At 47.9% G+C, this 17,804-nt stretch carries 15 protein-coding genes; 10 read left to right on the forward strand and 5 right to left on the reverse strand.

The features are described from left to right. Positions 1-118 precede the first annotated feature (118 nt). Positions 119-1,000 (reverse strand): PhzF family phenazine biosynthesis protein, encoded by an 882-nt coding sequence (locus tag BM082_RS05065; protein ID WP_017012429.1) that lies wholly within the window; start codon positions 998-1,000, stop codon positions 119-121. A gap of 267 nt (positions 1,001-1,267) precedes the next feature. On the opposite strand from BM082_RS05065, the gene BM082_RS05070 reads away from it, so the two are divergent. Further along, entirely contained in the window at positions 1,268-1,441 is a 174-nt protein-coding gene (locus BM082_RS05070) for a restriction endonuclease subunit S domain-containing protein (protein ID WP_026024767.1), read from the forward strand. Between the two features lie 134 nt (positions 1,442-1,575). Here BM082_RS05070 and BM082_RS05075 read toward each other — a convergent pair whose 3' ends face one another. From BM082_RS05075 to phhA, 3 genes are all read right to left on the reverse strand, one after another. After that, positions 1,576-4,341: a M16 family metallopeptidase gene (locus BM082_RS05075; RefSeq protein ID WP_074925594.1), complete on the reverse strand. Its 2,766-nt coding sequence runs from the start codon at positions 4,339-4,341 to the stop codon at positions 1,576-1,578. A gap of 193 nt (positions 4,342-4,534) precedes the next feature. After that, the gene (locus BM082_RS05080) at positions 4,535-4,873 is read right to left on the reverse strand and encodes a 4a-hydroxytetrahydrobiopterin dehydratase (RefSeq protein ID WP_017017338.1); all 339 of its coding nucleotides are present in this window, start codon (positions 4,871-4,873) and stop codon (positions 4,535-4,537) included. Positions 4,874-4,884: 11 nt separating this feature from the next. Continuing rightward, entirely contained in the window at positions 4,885-5,676 is a 792-nt protein-coding gene (gene phhA, locus BM082_RS05085; RefSeq protein WP_017017337.1) for a phenylalanine 4-monooxygenase, read from the reverse strand. A gap of 303 nt (positions 5,677-5,979) precedes the next feature. On the opposite strand from phhA, the gene BM082_RS05090 reads away from it, so the two are divergent. The 9 genes from BM082_RS05090 to ylqF all read left to right on the forward strand — a co-directional run bounded on the left by BM082_RS05090 (position 5,980) and on the right by ylqF (position 17,209). Continuing rightward, positions 5,980-6,810 (forward strand): EAL domain-containing protein, encoded by an 831-nt coding sequence (locus BM082_RS05090; RefSeq protein WP_017012424.1) that lies wholly within the window; start codon positions 5,980-5,982, stop codon positions 6,808-6,810. Positions 6,811-7,151: 341 nt separating this feature from the next. Beyond that, positions 7,152-7,817, forward strand: a complete 666-nt coding sequence (locus BM082_RS05095; protein ID WP_017012423.1) for a response regulator transcription factor — start codon at positions 7,152-7,154, stop codon at positions 7,815-7,817. 2 nt (positions 7,818-7,819) lie between these two features. Continuing rightward, positions 7,820-9,280 (forward strand): sensor histidine kinase, encoded by a 1,461-nt coding sequence (locus tag BM082_RS05100; protein ID WP_074925597.1) that lies wholly within the window; start codon positions 7,820-7,822, stop codon positions 9,278-9,280. After that, positions 9,277-10,359: an ABC transporter substrate-binding protein gene (locus BM082_RS05105; protein WP_017012421.1), complete on the forward strand. Its 1,083-nt coding sequence runs from the start codon at positions 9,277-9,279 to the stop codon at positions 10,357-10,359. Before BM082_RS05100 ends, BM082_RS05105 begins: the two co-directional genes overlap by 4 nt. Before the next feature lie 87 nt (positions 10,360-10,446). Further along, positions 10,447-11,511 carry a 4-oxalomesaconate tautomerase gene (locus BM082_RS05110; protein ID WP_017012420.1) on the forward strand — a complete coding sequence of 355 codons (1,065 nt, stop codon included), beginning with the start codon at positions 10,447-10,449 and terminating at the stop codon, positions 11,509-11,511. 422 nt (positions 11,512-11,933) lie between these two features. Next, positions 11,934-13,061 (forward strand): Bug family tripartite tricarboxylate transporter substrate binding protein, encoded by a 1,128-nt coding sequence (locus BM082_RS05115; RefSeq protein ID WP_017017335.1) that lies wholly within the window; start codon positions 11,934-11,936, stop codon positions 13,059-13,061. Between the two features lie 71 nt (positions 13,062-13,132). Continuing rightward, complete coding sequence (locus tag BM082_RS05120; protein ID WP_017012418.1) at positions 13,133-15,130, forward strand: tripartite tricarboxylate transporter permease; 1,998 nt, start codon at positions 13,133-13,135, stop codon at positions 15,128-15,130. A gap of 13 nt (positions 15,131-15,143) precedes the next feature. After that, on the forward strand, positions 15,144-16,013 hold the full coding sequence (locus BM082_RS05125; protein ID WP_017012417.1) for a universal stress protein: 870 nt from the start codon (positions 15,144-15,146) through the stop codon (positions 16,011-16,013). 251 nt (positions 16,014-16,264) lie between these two features. After that, positions 16,265-17,209: a ribosome biogenesis GTPase YlqF gene (gene ylqF, locus BM082_RS05130; RefSeq protein ID WP_017017334.1), complete on the forward strand. Its 945-nt coding sequence runs from the start codon at positions 16,265-16,267 to the stop codon at positions 17,207-17,209. A gap of 76 nt (positions 17,210-17,285) precedes the next feature. Here the strand turns inward: ylqF and BM082_RS05135 are convergent, their stop codons facing one another. Then, entirely contained in the window at positions 17,286-17,726 is a 441-nt protein-coding gene (locus tag BM082_RS05135; protein ID WP_017012415.1) for a hypothetical protein, read from the reverse strand. Positions 17,727-17,804: the final 78 nt, after the last annotated feature.

The raw sequence follows: 17,804 nt of genomic DNA on the forward strand, positions 1-17,804 counted from the left end.
AGCGCCATTTCTGGAGAGAGTTAAAATTCCACCTGTAAAGACATCACCCATAAAAAAAGGAAGCAAATTAGCTTCCTTTTTTTAGATTCAATTAGTTACCGACATTTATACGGTTTAATTATGCAAGTTCTTCTATTCGAAATGGAATCCGCTGAGGCTTATCACTAAAGCCACCCACTGTGACATTTTCGATGATTTCTTCATCACCATCAACTTGCGCCCACAAAAGCGATCGTTTATTTAAAATCTCGCCCTGTTCGAACAGATAACGGTATTTACCCCCTTGATAGCGATGTAAGTAGGACGCTAGCGCCCCAGCTGCACTGCCCGTTGCTGATTCTTCATCAATACCTACCGCAGGTGCAAAATTTCGGCATCGCGCTGAAATATCAGACTCGGTCGGCGTGATAGCAAACACATGAATTGCTATTGTGTTAGAAGCTAAGTTAAACGCCTTAATGGCATCCAAATCTGGCTTAATCTTATTCAGTAAGGCTTCATCAATCAGCGGCACAATAATGTCTGACATACCCGTTGATACCGCCTGAACAGGCAAACCCGTCGCAAGAATGTCTTCGCTATGAATACCGAGTAAAGGGGCTATCTCTTCAGGTGTAAACTCAGCGCCAAACGTTGGCAGAGCTTGTCCCATGGTCACACGACCATCGGGTTCAATCTCAATGCTCAGCACACCCGCTTTGGTTTCTTGAAAATAATGGCCCGCCGCTATTTTTTCAGTTTTAAACAACGTAGAGAAAGTGGCGACGGTGGCATGTCCACAAAAGTCGACCTCTTCGGTTGGGGTAAAGAAGCGAACGCGAAAATCCGCCTTTTTCGATGAAAGAACGAACGCGGTTTCTGAATGACCGAGCTCTGCAGCAATCGTCTGCATTTGAGCAGCGTCTAACGATTGGGCATTTAGAACAACACCTGCGGGGTTTCCGCCTTGGTTATCAGCGACGAATGCGTTGACTACGTAGACTTCAATTACATCTGCCATAAATACCTTCCTTTGTTTTTTCTTATTTTCAGCTCGCCAACTGTCTTTTGTTACAGTGTTACAAAAAGTTGAAAAACACAAGAAATTGAACGAAAACCGTGTCTCTACGTGTGCTCTAGCCCATTTTCAACGCATTGATGAGCCCGAATTTGTTTGCGTTTCGACAACTAAATATGTGTTAACCATCCTTCTCGGTGTCTCTTTGCTTGATAGCAGTGAGACTTTTTCCTTAAAATGGGCGTCACATTGAAATTGGGTCTTATAGCTATGATCGATTTAGAAAACATGATGAAGGATGCGCCTGAGCGCGAACCTGACCTTCCTTTGCCTTCGATGGAAGAACAAAAACGCATTGCTGCAGAATTGAAAGCGCTCGAAGAAAAAGGTGAGTTGACGCCTGAAGTTCTTGAAAAATACTTCGGCGGTAAGAAAACGCACTAGGCACTAGGCACTAGGCACCAAGTGTGCATTGCTAACCTGCTTTGATAAAACGCGCCCTCGGCGCGTTTTCTGTTTTGGTTGATCGCCATAGTCGCAGCTGAATCACAACGGCGACAGCACATACAGAACACGTCTTACTTCGTCGATATAACGTCATAGGCTGGTCTCAGAATATTCTCAAACTGCGTCTTCGCTGCAAAAATAGATGCTGCTAATGCGTTCAATTTTTCCAGGTCGATGCGCTTAACCACATCTTCCGGAGCCAGCAAACCTTCCACTCCATACCCCCAAGTATCATAACGGGCAAGCGCACCAATCAATTGGTGACTGTCTCGGGTGATGCTGTTTATCTCACGGCTTAACTGAACGCCGGCATTGTTCCTCTCCTGCTGTGAAACAGGTCGCATCAGCTCGGCTTGTATAGCAGGCCATCGCCTTTGCAACTCTTCTTCTCGCTCAGGATCAATTAACGCGGTAAACATCGCGACGAGTACTTTCTCTCCGTCCCAAGTCCACGCATAAAAGTACGGGTCGTAGTCAAACCCAAAACGCTCTCGCATAATGGCGTTATATCGTGCCTGAATGACCCTATTGAGCATATCTTCTGCAAAAAATTGCTCCACATCTCGCCTTTTAACCTTCAATACAAAGATCTTCTCAATGTAGGTGCGGTATTCCGGTGAAGTGGCCAACACCACGCGACCGCCTTTCTCATGCAATACAACAGGAGAGATTTTCGATGGAGGTCTTTGCGTTGATAAACTTCCCAGGTAAGTCCCCGTTAGGTGCTGTATGACGCTCGGCGGCAAATCCGATGCAACATAGACTTTCATGTTACCGAGGTCAGCGAAAAGTCGCTGATAAACAGCAACCACATCGTTAAAGGTTAACTGCTCATAGTCTTCAAGGTTGAGCTGAGATTCGAAGGAATCATCGGGATACATAAGCTGCAAAGACGCGCGTTCAAACTCATCGTACGATGAAGATTTCACACTGTTTAAACGGGCAAGCAACCGCGATTTCTCTCGATAGAATGCCTGTTCGTCAGGCGCAATATGTTCAATCAAGAATCGAAGCGCATTCAATGACTCTGCCAAGGTATCACTGCTAGTAGATAACGCAATGTTATGGACGTTGGCGTACACAGAAGGGACGATGGAAGCACTGAGGCCATCAACATAGTGATAGAAATCGTTGAGATCAATGTCATCAACACTGCCTCGACGATAAGTTTCGTACAACATGTTAACCGCAGCGCGTTCTCGGCGCGTTAGCGATGACAAACCGCCCTTCGCCTGCAACACAACGTGGCTATACCCTGTTCCATCATCCATCTGATAGAAAGTGGTCGGCACGTCATTGGGTAGCATCCATTGATAAAGATCGCGTGAGACTGCCTTAGGAGGAAAATCTGGGCTGACTACAGGGGTTGGTTGCGGCATTTGAACCTGTTTATATTCTATCGTTACATCTTCGCCAGCTTGCGCAACAGCGTCAAAGAAATCACGTTTGAGCGCATCGGCGCTCGCCAATGATTCACCTCTGCCATAAGCAATGGTGAGCGACATGGTGGATGGGGATAACAGTTCGCGTAAACGTGCATTAATGTCTTCACGCAATAGCTCATTGAGAAAGCGTTGAAAGTTGTCATGTTCTTCAAAGGCATCTTGTGGCAAGCGATTGATATACAGATTGGACACGGCGTTTTCAGCGTTATCAATAGACGAATAGCTGTCCATTGAAAAATCGATGTTCTGATATTGTTCAAACAAAAGCTGGAACTCACTCTCTCCAATGCCTATATCCCTCAGCGAGGCGAAATCTCGCGCAACCGCATCCACCACATCGTCTCGGGTTTGTTGGTTATGATCGACGGTGAATTCATACACATTCCAACCAGGCACAAACGACACATTGCTATACACACCATTATTGTTGATAGCGCGTCGGTCTAGTTGTTCTTCGAGTCGCAATTGAATCGCATCTGTCACCATCCAATCAAGCCAACGCGCACGCTGTTCTTTCAGCGTGCTGGCAGGCGTGTACTGTCCTTCTTTGATGTTCACAACAATCGCGGGTGACTGCCCTTGCTGACCTAAAACTGTCAGAGGAAACTGAAACCCTTCTTGGGCATCGGGCAATACGTGGCGTTCGGGGATGTTGCTTTCAGTCGGCAATGACGCAAAATCGTGATGGATCACTTGCTGCAACGCCAATGCATTCATGTCACCCACAACCACTAATTGCATCCGATTCGCGCTGTACCATTTTTTATAAAAACGGCTGAGCGATGTTGCATTTGCCTGTGTTAACGTTTGCTCAGTGCCGATAGGGTCTCTATCAACATAAGGCGTATCGTTTAGCACATCGTCGTACACTTGAAGCTGCCATGACGATTGGGCTTTGTTGTCCAACCGCCATTCGCCGAAGATCACCGCAATTTCGTTCTTCACCCCTTTTTCACCCAACGAAATGCCGTCACCGATGTCCCTAAACCAGCGCAGCGCTTCATCAAGCTTCTCATCATCGGGCAACGACAGTTGATACACAGTCCGCCCGTAATCCGTCACAGCGTTGATGTCTGGCCCGAATTGCACGCCCACAGCTGCAAATTCGTTGAATACCGAATTGTTCGGAAAATGTGTCGTGCCATTAAACGCCATATGCTCGATAAAATGCGCATAGCCACGTTCATTTTCACGTTCGTTAAGGCTTCCCACATTGACGATAAGGCGCAACTCTACGTCTTGCCCTTCAATGGGATACAGGTGGTAGCGAAAACCATTGGGTAAGGTTTCAGAAATCCAATGCTGGTCGGTTGTTAACGGTGGTGAAATGGAAAGAGACGAGCAACCAACCAGTAGCAAAACCATCAGTAAAGAGGGAATGCGAAAGCGCATGGCGTTTCCTAAATAAATTCTTCTATGCATTAAGACATAGGCAAGGCAGGAATAATTGCAACGGCAAACGCCTGATTACGTGTAAAAACCGGTGCTTTAGGTAGCAAATACGAAAAACGGGCGACAGACGTCGCCCGTTTTCTGGTGTCGATTCTTACCACGTTGCTCGCTGCCTTCGTCAAACGTCAGTGAGCTATCGCAGCAATGCATCTGTTTTCGCGGCACAAATGAAATCGTTCTTGTGAAGCCCTTTGATTTTATGTGTCCACCACGTCACAGACACCTTTCCCCACTCCAACAATATGGCGGGATGATGCCCTTCCGCCTCAGCAAGCGTTGCAACTTCGTTCGAGAACGCCCACGCCAGTTTGAAGTTTTTAAATGTGAATTCGCGGTGTAGCTGGTCGATACCGTCAACCGTGATCACTTCCCAATCAGGAATACTGGCTTGTAGTGCCGAGGCTTCATCTTGCTCAACACGAGGAGCATCTGCTCGGCAAGCTTCACATTGCAATTCATGTAAATTTGTCATGGTTTCCTTCCCTATTGCGCCATTTTGACGGGATGTAATGGTGAATGTAGACCCAAAGCCATGGCTTGATGCACACGGGCCATTAAATCCATATGCGTAAAGCTAAACAATGTTTCGAGATCGCTGAGATAAAAATAGATGGGTTGTAAAATATCGATACGATAAGGTGTTCTCATCACATCTACGATGTCGAGCGGTTTGTAGATTGCTTGCTCACTGGAAAAGGCATAGTCCGTTTCTGCGGGTGACGACAAAATCCCTCCACCATAAATGGAGCGTTGCCCTTTGTGTTGAATCAAACCGAACTCCACCGTGAACCAATAAAGCCGTGCTAAATACACCCGCTCTTCTTGACTCGCCGTCGCACCTAAACGCCCGTATGTTTGCGTAAATGCGGCAAACGCGGGATTGGTTAACATCGCGCAATGCCCAAACACCTCGTGGAAGAAGTCTGGCTCTTGCAGGTAATCCATGTCTTTCTCCGTGCGCAAAAACGTCGCGACGGGGAATTTCTTTTCAGACAGCAAAGTAAAGAAACGGTCGAAATCAATCAACGCGGGTACAGGCTCGAGATGCCAACCTGTGGTATCCCCCAACACCGTATTGATGTCAGCGATTTGTGGCGCATGATGATGAGGAAGATCTAACAGATTTAGACCATCAAAATATGCGCTGCATGCTTTGTCTTTGATACAGCCAAGCTGACGAGAAACCAAGTGTTCCCAAACGCCGTTTTCTTCTGCACTCCAATGTATCTTCCCGAATACATCGAGGGGTTTTGACGCGTATTGACGTGTTTTCATTTCACGCCTCCCAAGAGTTTCCGTGCCTAAATCTACGATAGACAGCCACGTTACATTCGTCAGAAAAACGGCGAGGATACGGTATGAAACAGTGTAAGTTTTTATTTACGAATCAGTAAACATCGGGGAACTTGCGATTTTCTCATGTCAATTTACCGTTTCATGCTTTCAAGTTAAGTTGTCCATTATTGAGACGATCATGGCAGGAGATCACAATAATTCGATATCGAAATGAATGTTTGTTTTTGCAAATCGATTCTTTAACGTAAGATTCTTTGCAGCGATTTTAGAGGTAGGAAATCCGTGGTAAAGCACCTAAGGACAAGAAGTGATTTTGAAAAGTGTCTGAGAGCCGGAAACAACGGCGATCTCATTGCTATTTTCAATGGGTTTCATCTTCGCAGCGTTTACCAGCCCATTTTTCGTAGAGACAATTCTATCCTCGGTTTTGAAGCGCTTGTTCGAGTCCAAGACGAACAAGGAAACAACCTTTGTCCCGCAGAACTCTTTCGCTACCTTTTACCCACCGATGAAGCATTTTCCGACCAAATTAGCGTCGATAAACTCGCCCGCGTTATTCATCTAAGAAACTTCGCCAGACACGCAGGACAGCATTGGATTTTCCTCAATATGCTACCTTCATCGGCCGTTGCCTCCATCGAAAAATTTTCCAGCCAACAGTTGATGGTTGAACGTCTCGCTGAACTCTCAATCCCTCGCGCTCACGTCGTGCTTGAGGTGGTTGAACACCTACACGATGACAGCAAACGCCTCTCTTTTGCCACGCACCAGTCTGTCAAAAATGGGTTCAAAATTGCCATTGATGACTATGGCGTGGATGGATCGCAAGAAGAACGTGTTCGCCAGATGAACCCAAGCATCATGAAGATCGATCGCTCACTACTGAGAAGCTACATTGAAGGCGATCAAGACCCGATACACCGCGCAATTGCCCTCGCTAAACAAGTCAACGCGCAAGTGTTGGTAGAAGGTGTAGAAGACAAGCAAGAATACGATGCGATGTTGGCACTTGAAATTGATTACTTTCAAGGATTCTACCTAGGTATGCCGAAATCCATTAACGAGTATTTTCCAGCGAACACCGTTGGCGTGAGTTGCCCAAGCAGTGCCTGAATCTTTTCGCTCCCATCACACCGGGCTCTCTGAATAAGCACCGATCAAAACGTCTTAGCACCTCAAGCATTATACCCAAACAACCTGAAGATGCTCGATTTCAGGTTGTTTGGGTATATGTTCATTTGAATGCCGACTTCCTAGGTTTTCCTTTCTCCTTTTTCTGACGGCTAGCCTGTCTCCTTTCTCTAGCATCCCTGTATAGCCGTCGCTACCAAGCGAACATTTCCACTATTTTAAACTTGAGAAACGTGCGCAGCGCACGCAACAAACCATTGTAATTAACCATTTAGAAACCAATACTTAACATTCAACTCTCTACTATCCGAGTCGGTAATACGGTGCGAGTACTCATTGTTGAAGATGACAGATTGATCAGTGAAGCGCTTGAACAACGGTTTTCCAAGCAAGGCCATGCTGTGGATTGCGCGTATGATGGCGATGTGGCGTATGCCATGGTTAATCAAACAGAATTCGACCTTATTATTCTTGATCTCAACCTTCCGCATAAATCCGGCGAGCAGATAACCAAGAAAATCCGTCGCGCCTCTGACTGCCCTATTTTGATTTTGACCGCGCGAACCGAGGTGCAAGATCGCATCTCTTTGTTGGATTTAGGGGCGGACGACTATATCACCAAACCCTTTGATTTAGGTGAGCTGGAAGCAAGGTGTCGCGCCATAGTGCGTCGTCGACAAGGCTCCGACCAAAATAACCTGCAGTTTGGAGACATCGAATTCGACCCAGCGAGTTGCAAGGTCTTTGTGAAAGGGCATGAAGTGATTCTTAAACAACGAGAACTGCGCCTTTTAGAGATTTTTCTCGGACATACAAACCGTGTGATGAGCAAAGAAGAATTGATCGATCACCTTTACGGCTTTGATGACACGCCCAATCTCAATGCGATAGAAACCTATGTCGGTCGCCTGCGTAAAGCACTCGCAGGCAGCGACGTGGAAATAAAAACCCTTCGTGGCTTAGGTTACGTCATCGACAAAACGGCATAGCCATGTCTTCATTTTTGTCTCGATTTCCCCGCCTTCCCTTTAGTGATGAATACTGGTCCAGCAAAAGCCTTCGCTTTCAATTGCTGACATCGGCCTTCGCCCTTTTGTTTGCAATCAGTGTTATAACGCTCTGGGCAGCCAACCGCTACGCGCACCACACCGCACAACTGTCTTACGATCGCTCACTCAGCGGCTCCGCCGTGCAAATTCTTGATAACGTCCGTTACGTGAACCTCAATTGGAACGTTGATATACCGATTTCTTCGTTTAAGGTTCTCGCACAATCTCCACGGGATCGGGTGTTGTACTTGGTGGTCACGGAAGATCTGTTCGTGGTCACGGGGTATCGCGAACTGTTAACTCATGACATTGTTCGAACGCGCGTCGAAAACCACCAGCCCTCGTTGGAACCAAAAGCCGATTTTTTTGACGTGCACTACTCAGGCGATGCCTTTCGCTTCACCATCATCAGTAACTCTGTCAACACCCCCAATGGGTTGAAAGACGTGATGGTCTTAGTAGGTCAAACCCTCGAATCACGTTTAGCCTTGAAAAAGGAAATCACCTTCCAAGCGCAAAATCTGGTGGGATTGGTGATCCTCAGTGCGATGTTTCTCGTCTTGCTCTCCACGTGGAAAATCATTCGTCCGATTCGAAGCATCAACCGAAAAATAGCCAAACGTTCGACTGTCGACCTCACGCCCATTAGTTTGCAAGGCCCGCTGGAAGTCGATCACCTCATCACAACCATCAACCGATTTATGGCACAGCTGGATACCACACTGCGTAATTTAAAGAACTTCACGGGTGAAGCGGCACACCAATTGAAAACGCCCTTATCAGGATTGAAAGCGCAAGCTGAACTTGCCATCAATTCGAACCAAGATCCTGAAACAGAGCGCTATTTAGAAAACGTACTCCACGCTTGCAACCATTTAGACCGCACCATCACCCAGCTGCTTAACCAAGCCACGATCACCCATCGTCACCGAAGCATGATGCCCGCGCGCATTGATCTCAACCAACACGTTAAACAAGTGTGCCGAGACCTAGCAATTCATGCCTTGTCCCAGAAAGTTGAGCTCAGTTATGAAGAATCCATGCACATTTACGTTAATGGCGATGACTACGCACTAACGCAGATGCTGCTCAACCTGATTGAAAACGCTATCAAGTACAGCCCAGAAAACAGCACCATTGATATTCTCATCCATCAAGATGTCGGGAATGCGGTGCTGACCATTCGAGACCACGGCCAAGGGATTGATGAAAAAGACAAGCCCCATGTGTTTGAGCGGTTCTACCGAAGCCCGAATAACACCAGCCAAGGGACAGGGCTTGGCATGGCCATCGCGTTGGAGGTCGCCAACAATTTTAATGCCGTATTGTCTTTAGAAGACACAGACCCTTCAGGGCTGACGGTAAATGTCGCTTTCCCTTACGGACATTGGAGCCACCAATGAAGGATTATTCCATCACGTTCAAACGGGCTTTCTTTGCATCTTGCGTAACGGTGCTTTCGTTGTGTGGGTCACCGTCTTTGGCGAAAGAGAGTGACCAAACGACGCTTCGTATTTATGCAGCGGCCTATTTGTCAGAAATGCAGCCTTTGCTTGATGATTTTCAGCAGCAATATCCACGCATCACACTCGAATACAAAGCCATCAGCAGTAACACCTTAGACCGATACATACGCACCCAAGCGTCGCCCCAGCCCGACATCACGATTAGCTCAGTGATGGATTTGCAGTTCCGACTCGTTAACGATGGGTTTGCACTGCAATACGCCCCGCCTACTGGGCGTCTGCCTAACCAAATTAACCATTTGCCATCATGGGCGGTTTGGCGTGAAGAGCTATATGGCTTCAGCTATGAGCCCGCGGTAATAGTGCTGAACAAAGCGTTTATGGAAGGGAAAGTCGTCCCCAAAAATCGCGTCGAATTGTTGAGTTTTATTCGTCGCTACAGCGCAGAACTCACCGGAAAGATCGGCACCTTTGATATTCGAGAAGTGGGCATTGGGTATCTGTTGTGGTCTTTTGAGCGGATTCAAGCCACAAACTACGGTCAGATTTTAGAGCTTTTCAAAAGCCACTATGCGCGCACCTTTCCAAGCTCTGCTTCCATGTTAACGGCACTGCATGATGAAGAGATTCTGCTGGCGTATAACATCATGGGTTCGTATGCCAAGTCGTGGGAAGAGAAGTATCAAGATGTCATCATTGTGGCAGCAGAGGACTACACGCCCGTGGTGATTCGTTCCGCCTTCATCAACAAAACAACCCAAAACCCTAAGGCCGCGAAACAGTTCCTAAGCTATCTGGTCTCCAACCGCGGACAACGCTTAATGTCGGAGCAAACCAACATGCCACCTATCCGTTTGGATATAAACAGTCCCAAATCGGCAACTTTTATGCGTAAGGTCTTGGTTGATCAGTTAAAACCCATTCCCCTCGATGTCACCCTGCTGGTCAATTCAGACCAAAATAAACGCGAGATTGTCATTACTGAATGGGAAAACGCGTTAAAGGAATTTGAATAATCGACCCTCGCGCTCACCGATGACAGCTTGCTGACAGTTTCATTTTTTAACCTTTGGCCATAGGTAACACGGCAAAGGAGTTGAAACATGGAACGATCAACCAGCATTCCTTGCATGCTGATCCGCGGTGGCACATCCAAGGGGGCGTATTTCCTCGCCAGCGATCTTCCCCAAGATGAAAAGCAGCGCAATGACCTTCTGATTCACGTTATGGGTTCAGGCGACCCACAACAAATCAACGGCATTGGCGGTGGAACAACGCTCACCAGTAAAGTCGCCATTGTCTCTGCAAGCGCAGCGGAAAATGTGGACTTAGATTACCTCTTTGCACAGGTTGGCGTTGAAGACAAAACCGTGGATACCAACCCTTCTTGCGGCAACATTCTTTCTGGTGTGGTGGTGTTTGCACACGAGAAAAACCTGATCGCCCTTTCCTCACCGGAAACCACGGTCAGAGTACGAAACATCAACACCAATACCATCATCGAAGTCACCGCACAGACGCCAAATGGCCGCGTTGAACTTGATGGCGACATTAAAATAGATGGTGTGCCTGAAACAGGGTCGCCGATTCTTTTGAATTTCTTGAATGTCGGTGGCGCAAAAACCGGCAAATTGTTTCCCACGGGTCATGTCAAAGATATGATTCAAGGCGTTGAGGTCAGCTGCATTGATGCCTCTGTGCCTATGGTGCATATCGCGGCCGCTTCCCTTGGAAAAACCGGCCACGAAACCAAAGCAGCATTGGATGCCGATTCAGCGTTTCTCAAAACATTGGAAGCGATTCGCCTTGAAGCGGGTGTTCGAATGGGCATGGGCGATGTCAGTAACAGTGTCATCCCAAAAGTCTCCTTGCTTTCGTCCCCCGCCAATGGCGGCAACATTACCTCTCGTTACTTTGTTCCGCATAACTGCCACGCGAGTCATGCTGTGACTGGTGCTATCTGCGTTGCCATCGCCAGTTTCTTGCCGGGTACGATCGCAGCAGATGCGGTGAGAGAGGTGCAAAGCAACACCGTGGACATTGAACATCCAAGCGGAAAAATTCAAGTGAGTGTGGTCATTGAAGCGGGCGAAAGTGAGCCTCAAATCAAGCAAGCCGCACTCGTACGCACTGCCCGTCCTCTATTCAAAGGGGATGCGTACTACTGATTCATTACAAACAGCCATACCAGTACCCAAGCAACTGAATACCTATAATAAAAATCCAATAGCAAAAGAAAAACCGTGACGGGATCACACTGCCAACAACAAGAGCAGTCTAGTAAGAAGCCTTGTTCCTACAGAAATAACGGTTAAATGAGAATACCCATAACAAAAGCAACATGAAGCTCAATAATTTGCCATTCAATGTGAATGGCTTTTTTTTGCCTCATTTTTAGATTCCTACCCGTTACACCACGTTTTAATCGCCTTCGTTTCTCGTTTGGAAACAGATCTATGTAACATTTTTGTTATCAGAATGTTTGATGTCAGCTTGGTGACAGGTTCGAAATCTAATGTCGAAAATGAACAAACAAATACGACATAGTTAGCCTCGCAATTGCGTGGTATCGAATGGAAACGAGGGTGAAATGATGTTTATTCACAAACAAACGAATCAAGCCAAGACACGCAAGAACATGTCTTTAAAAGCGGCACTGCTATCCATGAGTGCATTGATTGCACTGCCAAGCACAGCGCTTGCGGATGATGTTTCTTTCAAAGGGAAACGTGTGGAATTCACGATCCCGTATAAAGAAGGCGGCGGCACAGACACATGGGGTCGCTTCTATGCGCCACTGCTCAGTGAAGCGTTGCCCGGCAACCCTGTTGTTGTTGTGAAAAACATTCCCGGTGGTGGCTCTACAAAAGGGGCAAACCAGTTTGCGCGCAAAGCGCGAGACAACGGGCTGAACATCTTCGCAAGCTCGGCATCTACTCAATATCCTTACCTGCTTAAAGATGGTCGCGTTCGTTACGACTACACCAAATGGGATGTCGTTCTCGCCTCCCCAACAGGCGGTGTGGTATACGTTTCTCCATCAACGGGCATCACTAACGTTGAAGAGCTTCTCGCCAAAAAAGGCGAGGTGAAGTTCAAATACGCAAGCCAAGGTGCAACGTCCATCGATCTCGTGCCTTTACTCGGCATGGAGCTATTAGGTCTGGATGTTCAAGCCGTGTTTGGTATGAAGGGACGTGGCGCAGGCCGCCTTGCGTTTGAGCGTGGCGAGGTCAACATCGACTCTCAAACCAGTTCATCGTTCCTCAAGAAAGTAACGCCGTTGGTGGAAGAAGGTAAAGCGATTCCATTGTTCAGCTTTGGTGTGCTTGATAAAGACGGTAAGTTACAGCGTGACCCTAACTTCCCTAACATTCCGCACTTCGCTGAAGTCTATGAGACGTTTTATCCTAACCAAGAACCTACGCAAGGCTTCGATGTTTGGCGCTCGTTCTTTGTTGCCGGTTTCGCGGCTCAGAAAATGGTCTTCCTACCTAAATCAACACCGGAAGACATTGTGACCGCGTGGCGTGAATCTGCGACCAATCTAGTCAATGATCCAGGTTTCAAAGAGAAATCCAACAAAGTGCTGGGCGACTACCCTCAGCTAACCGGTGACGCGGCGCAAAAAGCCCTTCAAGCGGCGTTGCAATTGGATGAAAGCAATCTGCAATGGGTTCGCAATTGGCTCACCGAAAAATACAACACTAAGTTCTAGTTCCCCTAAAAAAGGCGCAGTCATACCTTGTCATGACTGTGCCTTTTTTCTTTTCTCAAAGGCGTTGCATCATGTTCAACGAATTACTTGAATCTCTACAGACCATTTTGAGTTTGCAGCACATCTCCTACATGTTAGGCGGTGTAGCACTCGGGCTAGCCATCGGCATTTTCCCCGGCCTCGGCGGCATTGCTGGTTTATCCCTTCTTCTCCCTTTTCTCTATGGCATGGATCCGATTTCAGCCTTGGCCATGCTCATCGGCTTGGTTGCTGTCATCCCCACTTCTGACACCTTCACCTCGGTGCTTATGGGCATCCCCGGCTCCAGTGGCTCCCAAGCCACGGTGCTTGATGGCTTTCCAATGGCGAAAAAAGGCCAGGCCGCGCGCGCCTTGTCTGCCGCCTTTACATCTTCACTTTTTGGTGGCTTGTTCGGCGCAGTCATACTGACCGGATTTGTGTTGATCGCACGTCCTGTCATTTTGGCGTTTGGCTCGGGCGAACTCTTCATGCTCACGATTTTAGGTTTGAGCATGGTTGGTGCGCTGGCAGGTAATAGCTTTGTGAAAGGCTTATCTGCGTGTGGATTGGGTGTTCTCCTCGGCAGTGTGGGCAGCGCCCCAGCAACGGGCGAAAACCGTATGGTGTTCGACAATTTCTACTTGATGGACGGTCTGCCACTCGTCGTCGTGGGTTTGGGCATCTTTGCTTTACCTGAAATTATCGACCTTCTCCGTCAAAACAAACCTATCGCCAATGCCAGCAAATTAGGCAGCGGTTGGATGGAAGGCATTAAAGACTTCTTGGCGAACAAGTGGCTGGCGGTTCGATGCAGTGTTATTGGCTGTATCATCGGCGCCCTCCCCGGTCTTGGCGGCAGCGTGGTGGATTGGATTGCTTACGGACACGCCGTTCAAACAACCAAAGATAAGCCAGAGTTTGGCCACGGTGATGTGCGTGGTGTTATCGCACCAGAATCATCAAACAACGCCAAAGAGGGCGGTGGGCTGGTGCCTACCTTGCTGTTCGGTATTCCCGGCTCAGGCAGCATGGCGGTATTTCTCGGCGGCATGGTATTGGTGGGCTTGGAACCGGGGCCTGCAATGGTCAGTACTGAACTAAGTGTGACCTACACCATCGTTTGGTCTTTAGCCCTTGCCAACGTGTTTGGTGCGGGTGCGTGTATGCTGATTTCCCCTTGGGTTGCCCGCTTAACCACCATTCGCTACGCCCTGCTCGCCCCGTTTATGGTGATGGTGATTTGCTTTGCCGCGTATCAAGCTACCCGCGATTTGGGTGACTTGGTCACGCTGTTGGCCATCGGCTTCCTTGGCGTGCTCATGAAGCGCTTTGATTGGCCGCGCCCTGCGTTCCTGATCGGCTTTGTACTCGCCAGCGGCATGGAGACGTATCTCTATCAAGCCGTACAGTTTGACGGTATCGGCTTCTTATTGCGCCCAGGCGTGATGATCATTGGTGCCATCACTATCTTTTCACTGGTGTTTATGTATCGCCAAAGCGCGAAAAAGCGTGAAGAAGAAGCGGCAAACGATGAAGCGTCATCAAACTCAACGGGTGCGAACTACAATCGCCGACCGCAAATCATCTTTGCTGCTTGTGTGAACATCGCGTTTTTGTACGGCATCTATGATGGCTTCCAGCAAAGTTTCCTTGGCGGTGTCTTCACCATAGTGATCAGCAGTTTGATGTGGGTGCTGTCTGCCATTGCGCTGTACCAACTGCTTCGGAATCCTTCGAATGATCCTGTGTATTTTGATTTGGAATACATACAGGGATACGCCTTTGATAAAGATGCCACCAGCATGATGCATTACCTCTACTGGTTATCAGGCTTGATCATCGGTTGTTATTTCGTCGGCTATGTCATTTCTATCACGGTATTTTTCATCGCCTTCTTGGTGGTGAAAGCCAGTGTCAGTATGTGGCGGGCGACATTCTTAACCACCATTGCGGTTGGTTTTCTATTGGCGCTCACTCAAGCCATGGTGCTTGATCTGCCCATCGGCCTATTACAAGAAGCCATCGCACTTCCGTGGCCCATTGGATAACTAGGAGGCAACCATGACCATTCGAACCATCATCATGCCCTTTGCTTCACATGCAAATGCCAAGCAGCGCATTTCGGGCGCGCTCAGCGTCGCGCAATTCTTTGATGCGCATTTAGATGTGCTGCACGCACAGATAAATCCAAAGCAATTGCTGCCGGAAGAAAGACAGCTGATCTCTGATGAGTTTTACAAACGCATTGACCAAATTGTGGCAGATTATGTCAGTGAAGATGCAGAACCGCTCAAAGCCCTATTTGAAGACGCGTGCCAGCGTCTTCACATCTCCACCCAAACACGTATTCCTCGCTATGCCACATCCCAGCCTGAAACCACGGCAATGTGGCAAGATGTATACGGGTTTCGTGGCGAAGTGGTGGCGGAGAAGGGAAAATTGTCAGACATGACGATCATCCCGCAGGCGAAACGGGGCAAGTCTAGCGTCAGTTTTGAAGCGGCGATCCTGCATAGCGGTAAACCTGTGTTGATCATGCCAAGAACCCAAGATGTTTTTGCGCCTAAACACGCAACCATTGCTTGGAATGGCGACACACAAGCCGCCAAAGCCGTCACAGCAGCAATGCCGCTTTTGCGTAAGGTAGACACTGTCACCATTGCTACTAGCGAACGTTCCGTCAATAACAAACCCACGCAAAGTGAGCTTCAAGACTACCTCGCCATGCACGGGATTCAGAGTGAAAGTAAGGTCTTTGGTGCAGGTCGACTTCGCGCACCTCAAGCATTGCTTGAACAGGCCGCCGCGCTAAATAGCGATGTGATCGTGTGCGGGGCTTATTCGCACCAACGTATCCATCAGCAAATGTTCGGTGATTTCACGAAGAGCTTGCTGAAACGTTCGACCATTCCTCTATTTATGATGAGCTAACGCCGCGTTATAAATACAGGAACGGGAGAAACACATAGAGGGAGGCATTCGCGAAACGCAGCGCGATGTACTCCCTCTTATTTTTAGCCGTAGATCGCCCACTCTCTGTCCAACAAAGCCCTCCACCAACGCTAACGTTTTCCGTTGCATACAATTAAATGCTAGAATCGCCGCCATCATTTTCGCGTTCGACACGGTGGCATGTCCCCTTTCGACGGCGATAGACAAGTATTCAAAAGGCAATCATTCCAATGATTAACAACTCGATTCAGTGGTTCCCGGGCCACATGCACAAAGCACGCAAAGAAATTGAAGAAGTCGTTCCTAAGATCGATGTCATCATTGAAGTGCTGGATGCCCGTATTCCGTTTAGTAGTGAAAACCCGCTTATTCGCCATATCCGTAAAGATAAGCCAGTGATCAAAGTACTCAACAAACGTGACCTTGCGGACCCTGAGATGACTGCCCTTTGGCTTGAGCACCTTGAAAAAGAACAGGGTGTAAAAGCGATGGCAATTACCACTGAGCAAATCAGTGAAGTCAATAAAATCATGGATCTTTGCCGTAAGCTTGCACCGCACCGCGAAGAAATGGGCAAACACATTCGCACCATGATCATGGGTATTCCGAACGTGGGTAAATCCACCATTATCAATACCCTAGCAGGTCGTGTTGTAGCAAAAACCGGCAACCAACCTGCAGTTACGCGTCAACAGCAACGTATTAACCTACAAAACGGTGTTGTGCTGTCTGATACCCCAGGAATTTTGTGGCCTAAAGTAGAAAACCCACACAGTGGTTTCCGCTTGGCGGCAACCGGTGCAATCAAAGACACAGCAATGGAATACGATGAAGTTGCTTTCTATACTGTTGAGTACTTGGCGAAAGCCTACCCTGACTTGCTGAAAAGTCGCTACAACATTGAAGAATTGCCAGAGAACGATGTCGAATTGATGGAAGCGATCGGCGAGAAACGCGGTTGTTTGCGTGCTGGCGGTCGTATTGATTTGCACAAAGCGTCTGAGATTTTAATCAACGACCTTCGCAACGGCGCATTGGGCTTAATCACCCTTGAGCACCCAGACATGATTGATAGCGAGCTTGTGGCAGTTGAAGAAGCTGCGGTTCGCAAAGCGGAAGAAAAAGCGAAAACGAAAGAAGAGCGTCGTAAGCGCTACCTTCGCAACAAACGTTAATTCGCGAAAAGCCCTATAATGATAAAGCCCAGCGGTCGCTGGGCTTTTTTGTCTCTGTCACATGCAATGTCAATGTTTATGAAACGTCTGCAAGTGTCCAAGCGCACACATCAGTGTCAGAAAAACGTTCTAACTTCACGAGTGAACATCGACGTAATTTTGCATGTGAAAGAAACTCAGGCAGCTGAGCAACAAACGTCTCGTTGCACGTCATGTAGAGACGCTTCTTCGTTTCAACCGCCATATCGATCAACTTAACAAGATCAAGGGGAGTAAGAAGGTGGGCATCGTCGACGCCGATAAACGGGCAGTCCCTTTCAGAGATGTCAGTCCATTCTTCATCGGTGATCCTAGTATCGCCGCCGCAATAGGCAATCTTTGCTTTAGAAACGTCCAATGTAAAAGGCTGCCCTTCGTATTGTTCGTATAGAAACTTCGTTTTCTCTGTTCGATTGGGACCCACGATCAAAGTGATATCGTGGAGGGTCAGTTGTTCTGCAACTTTGTACCAGAGCATGATTTCCCTATATGCAACTGAATGTTAGCAAGTGAAGCTCATCCTAATGGCGGCCTTCGAACATGTCCAACTTTATCT

Source organism: Enterovibrio norvegicus DSM 15893 (genome assembly GCF_900115495.1).
Classification (GTDB): Bacteria; Pseudomonadota; Gammaproteobacteria; order Enterobacterales; family Vibrionaceae; genus Enterovibrio; species Enterovibrio norvegicus.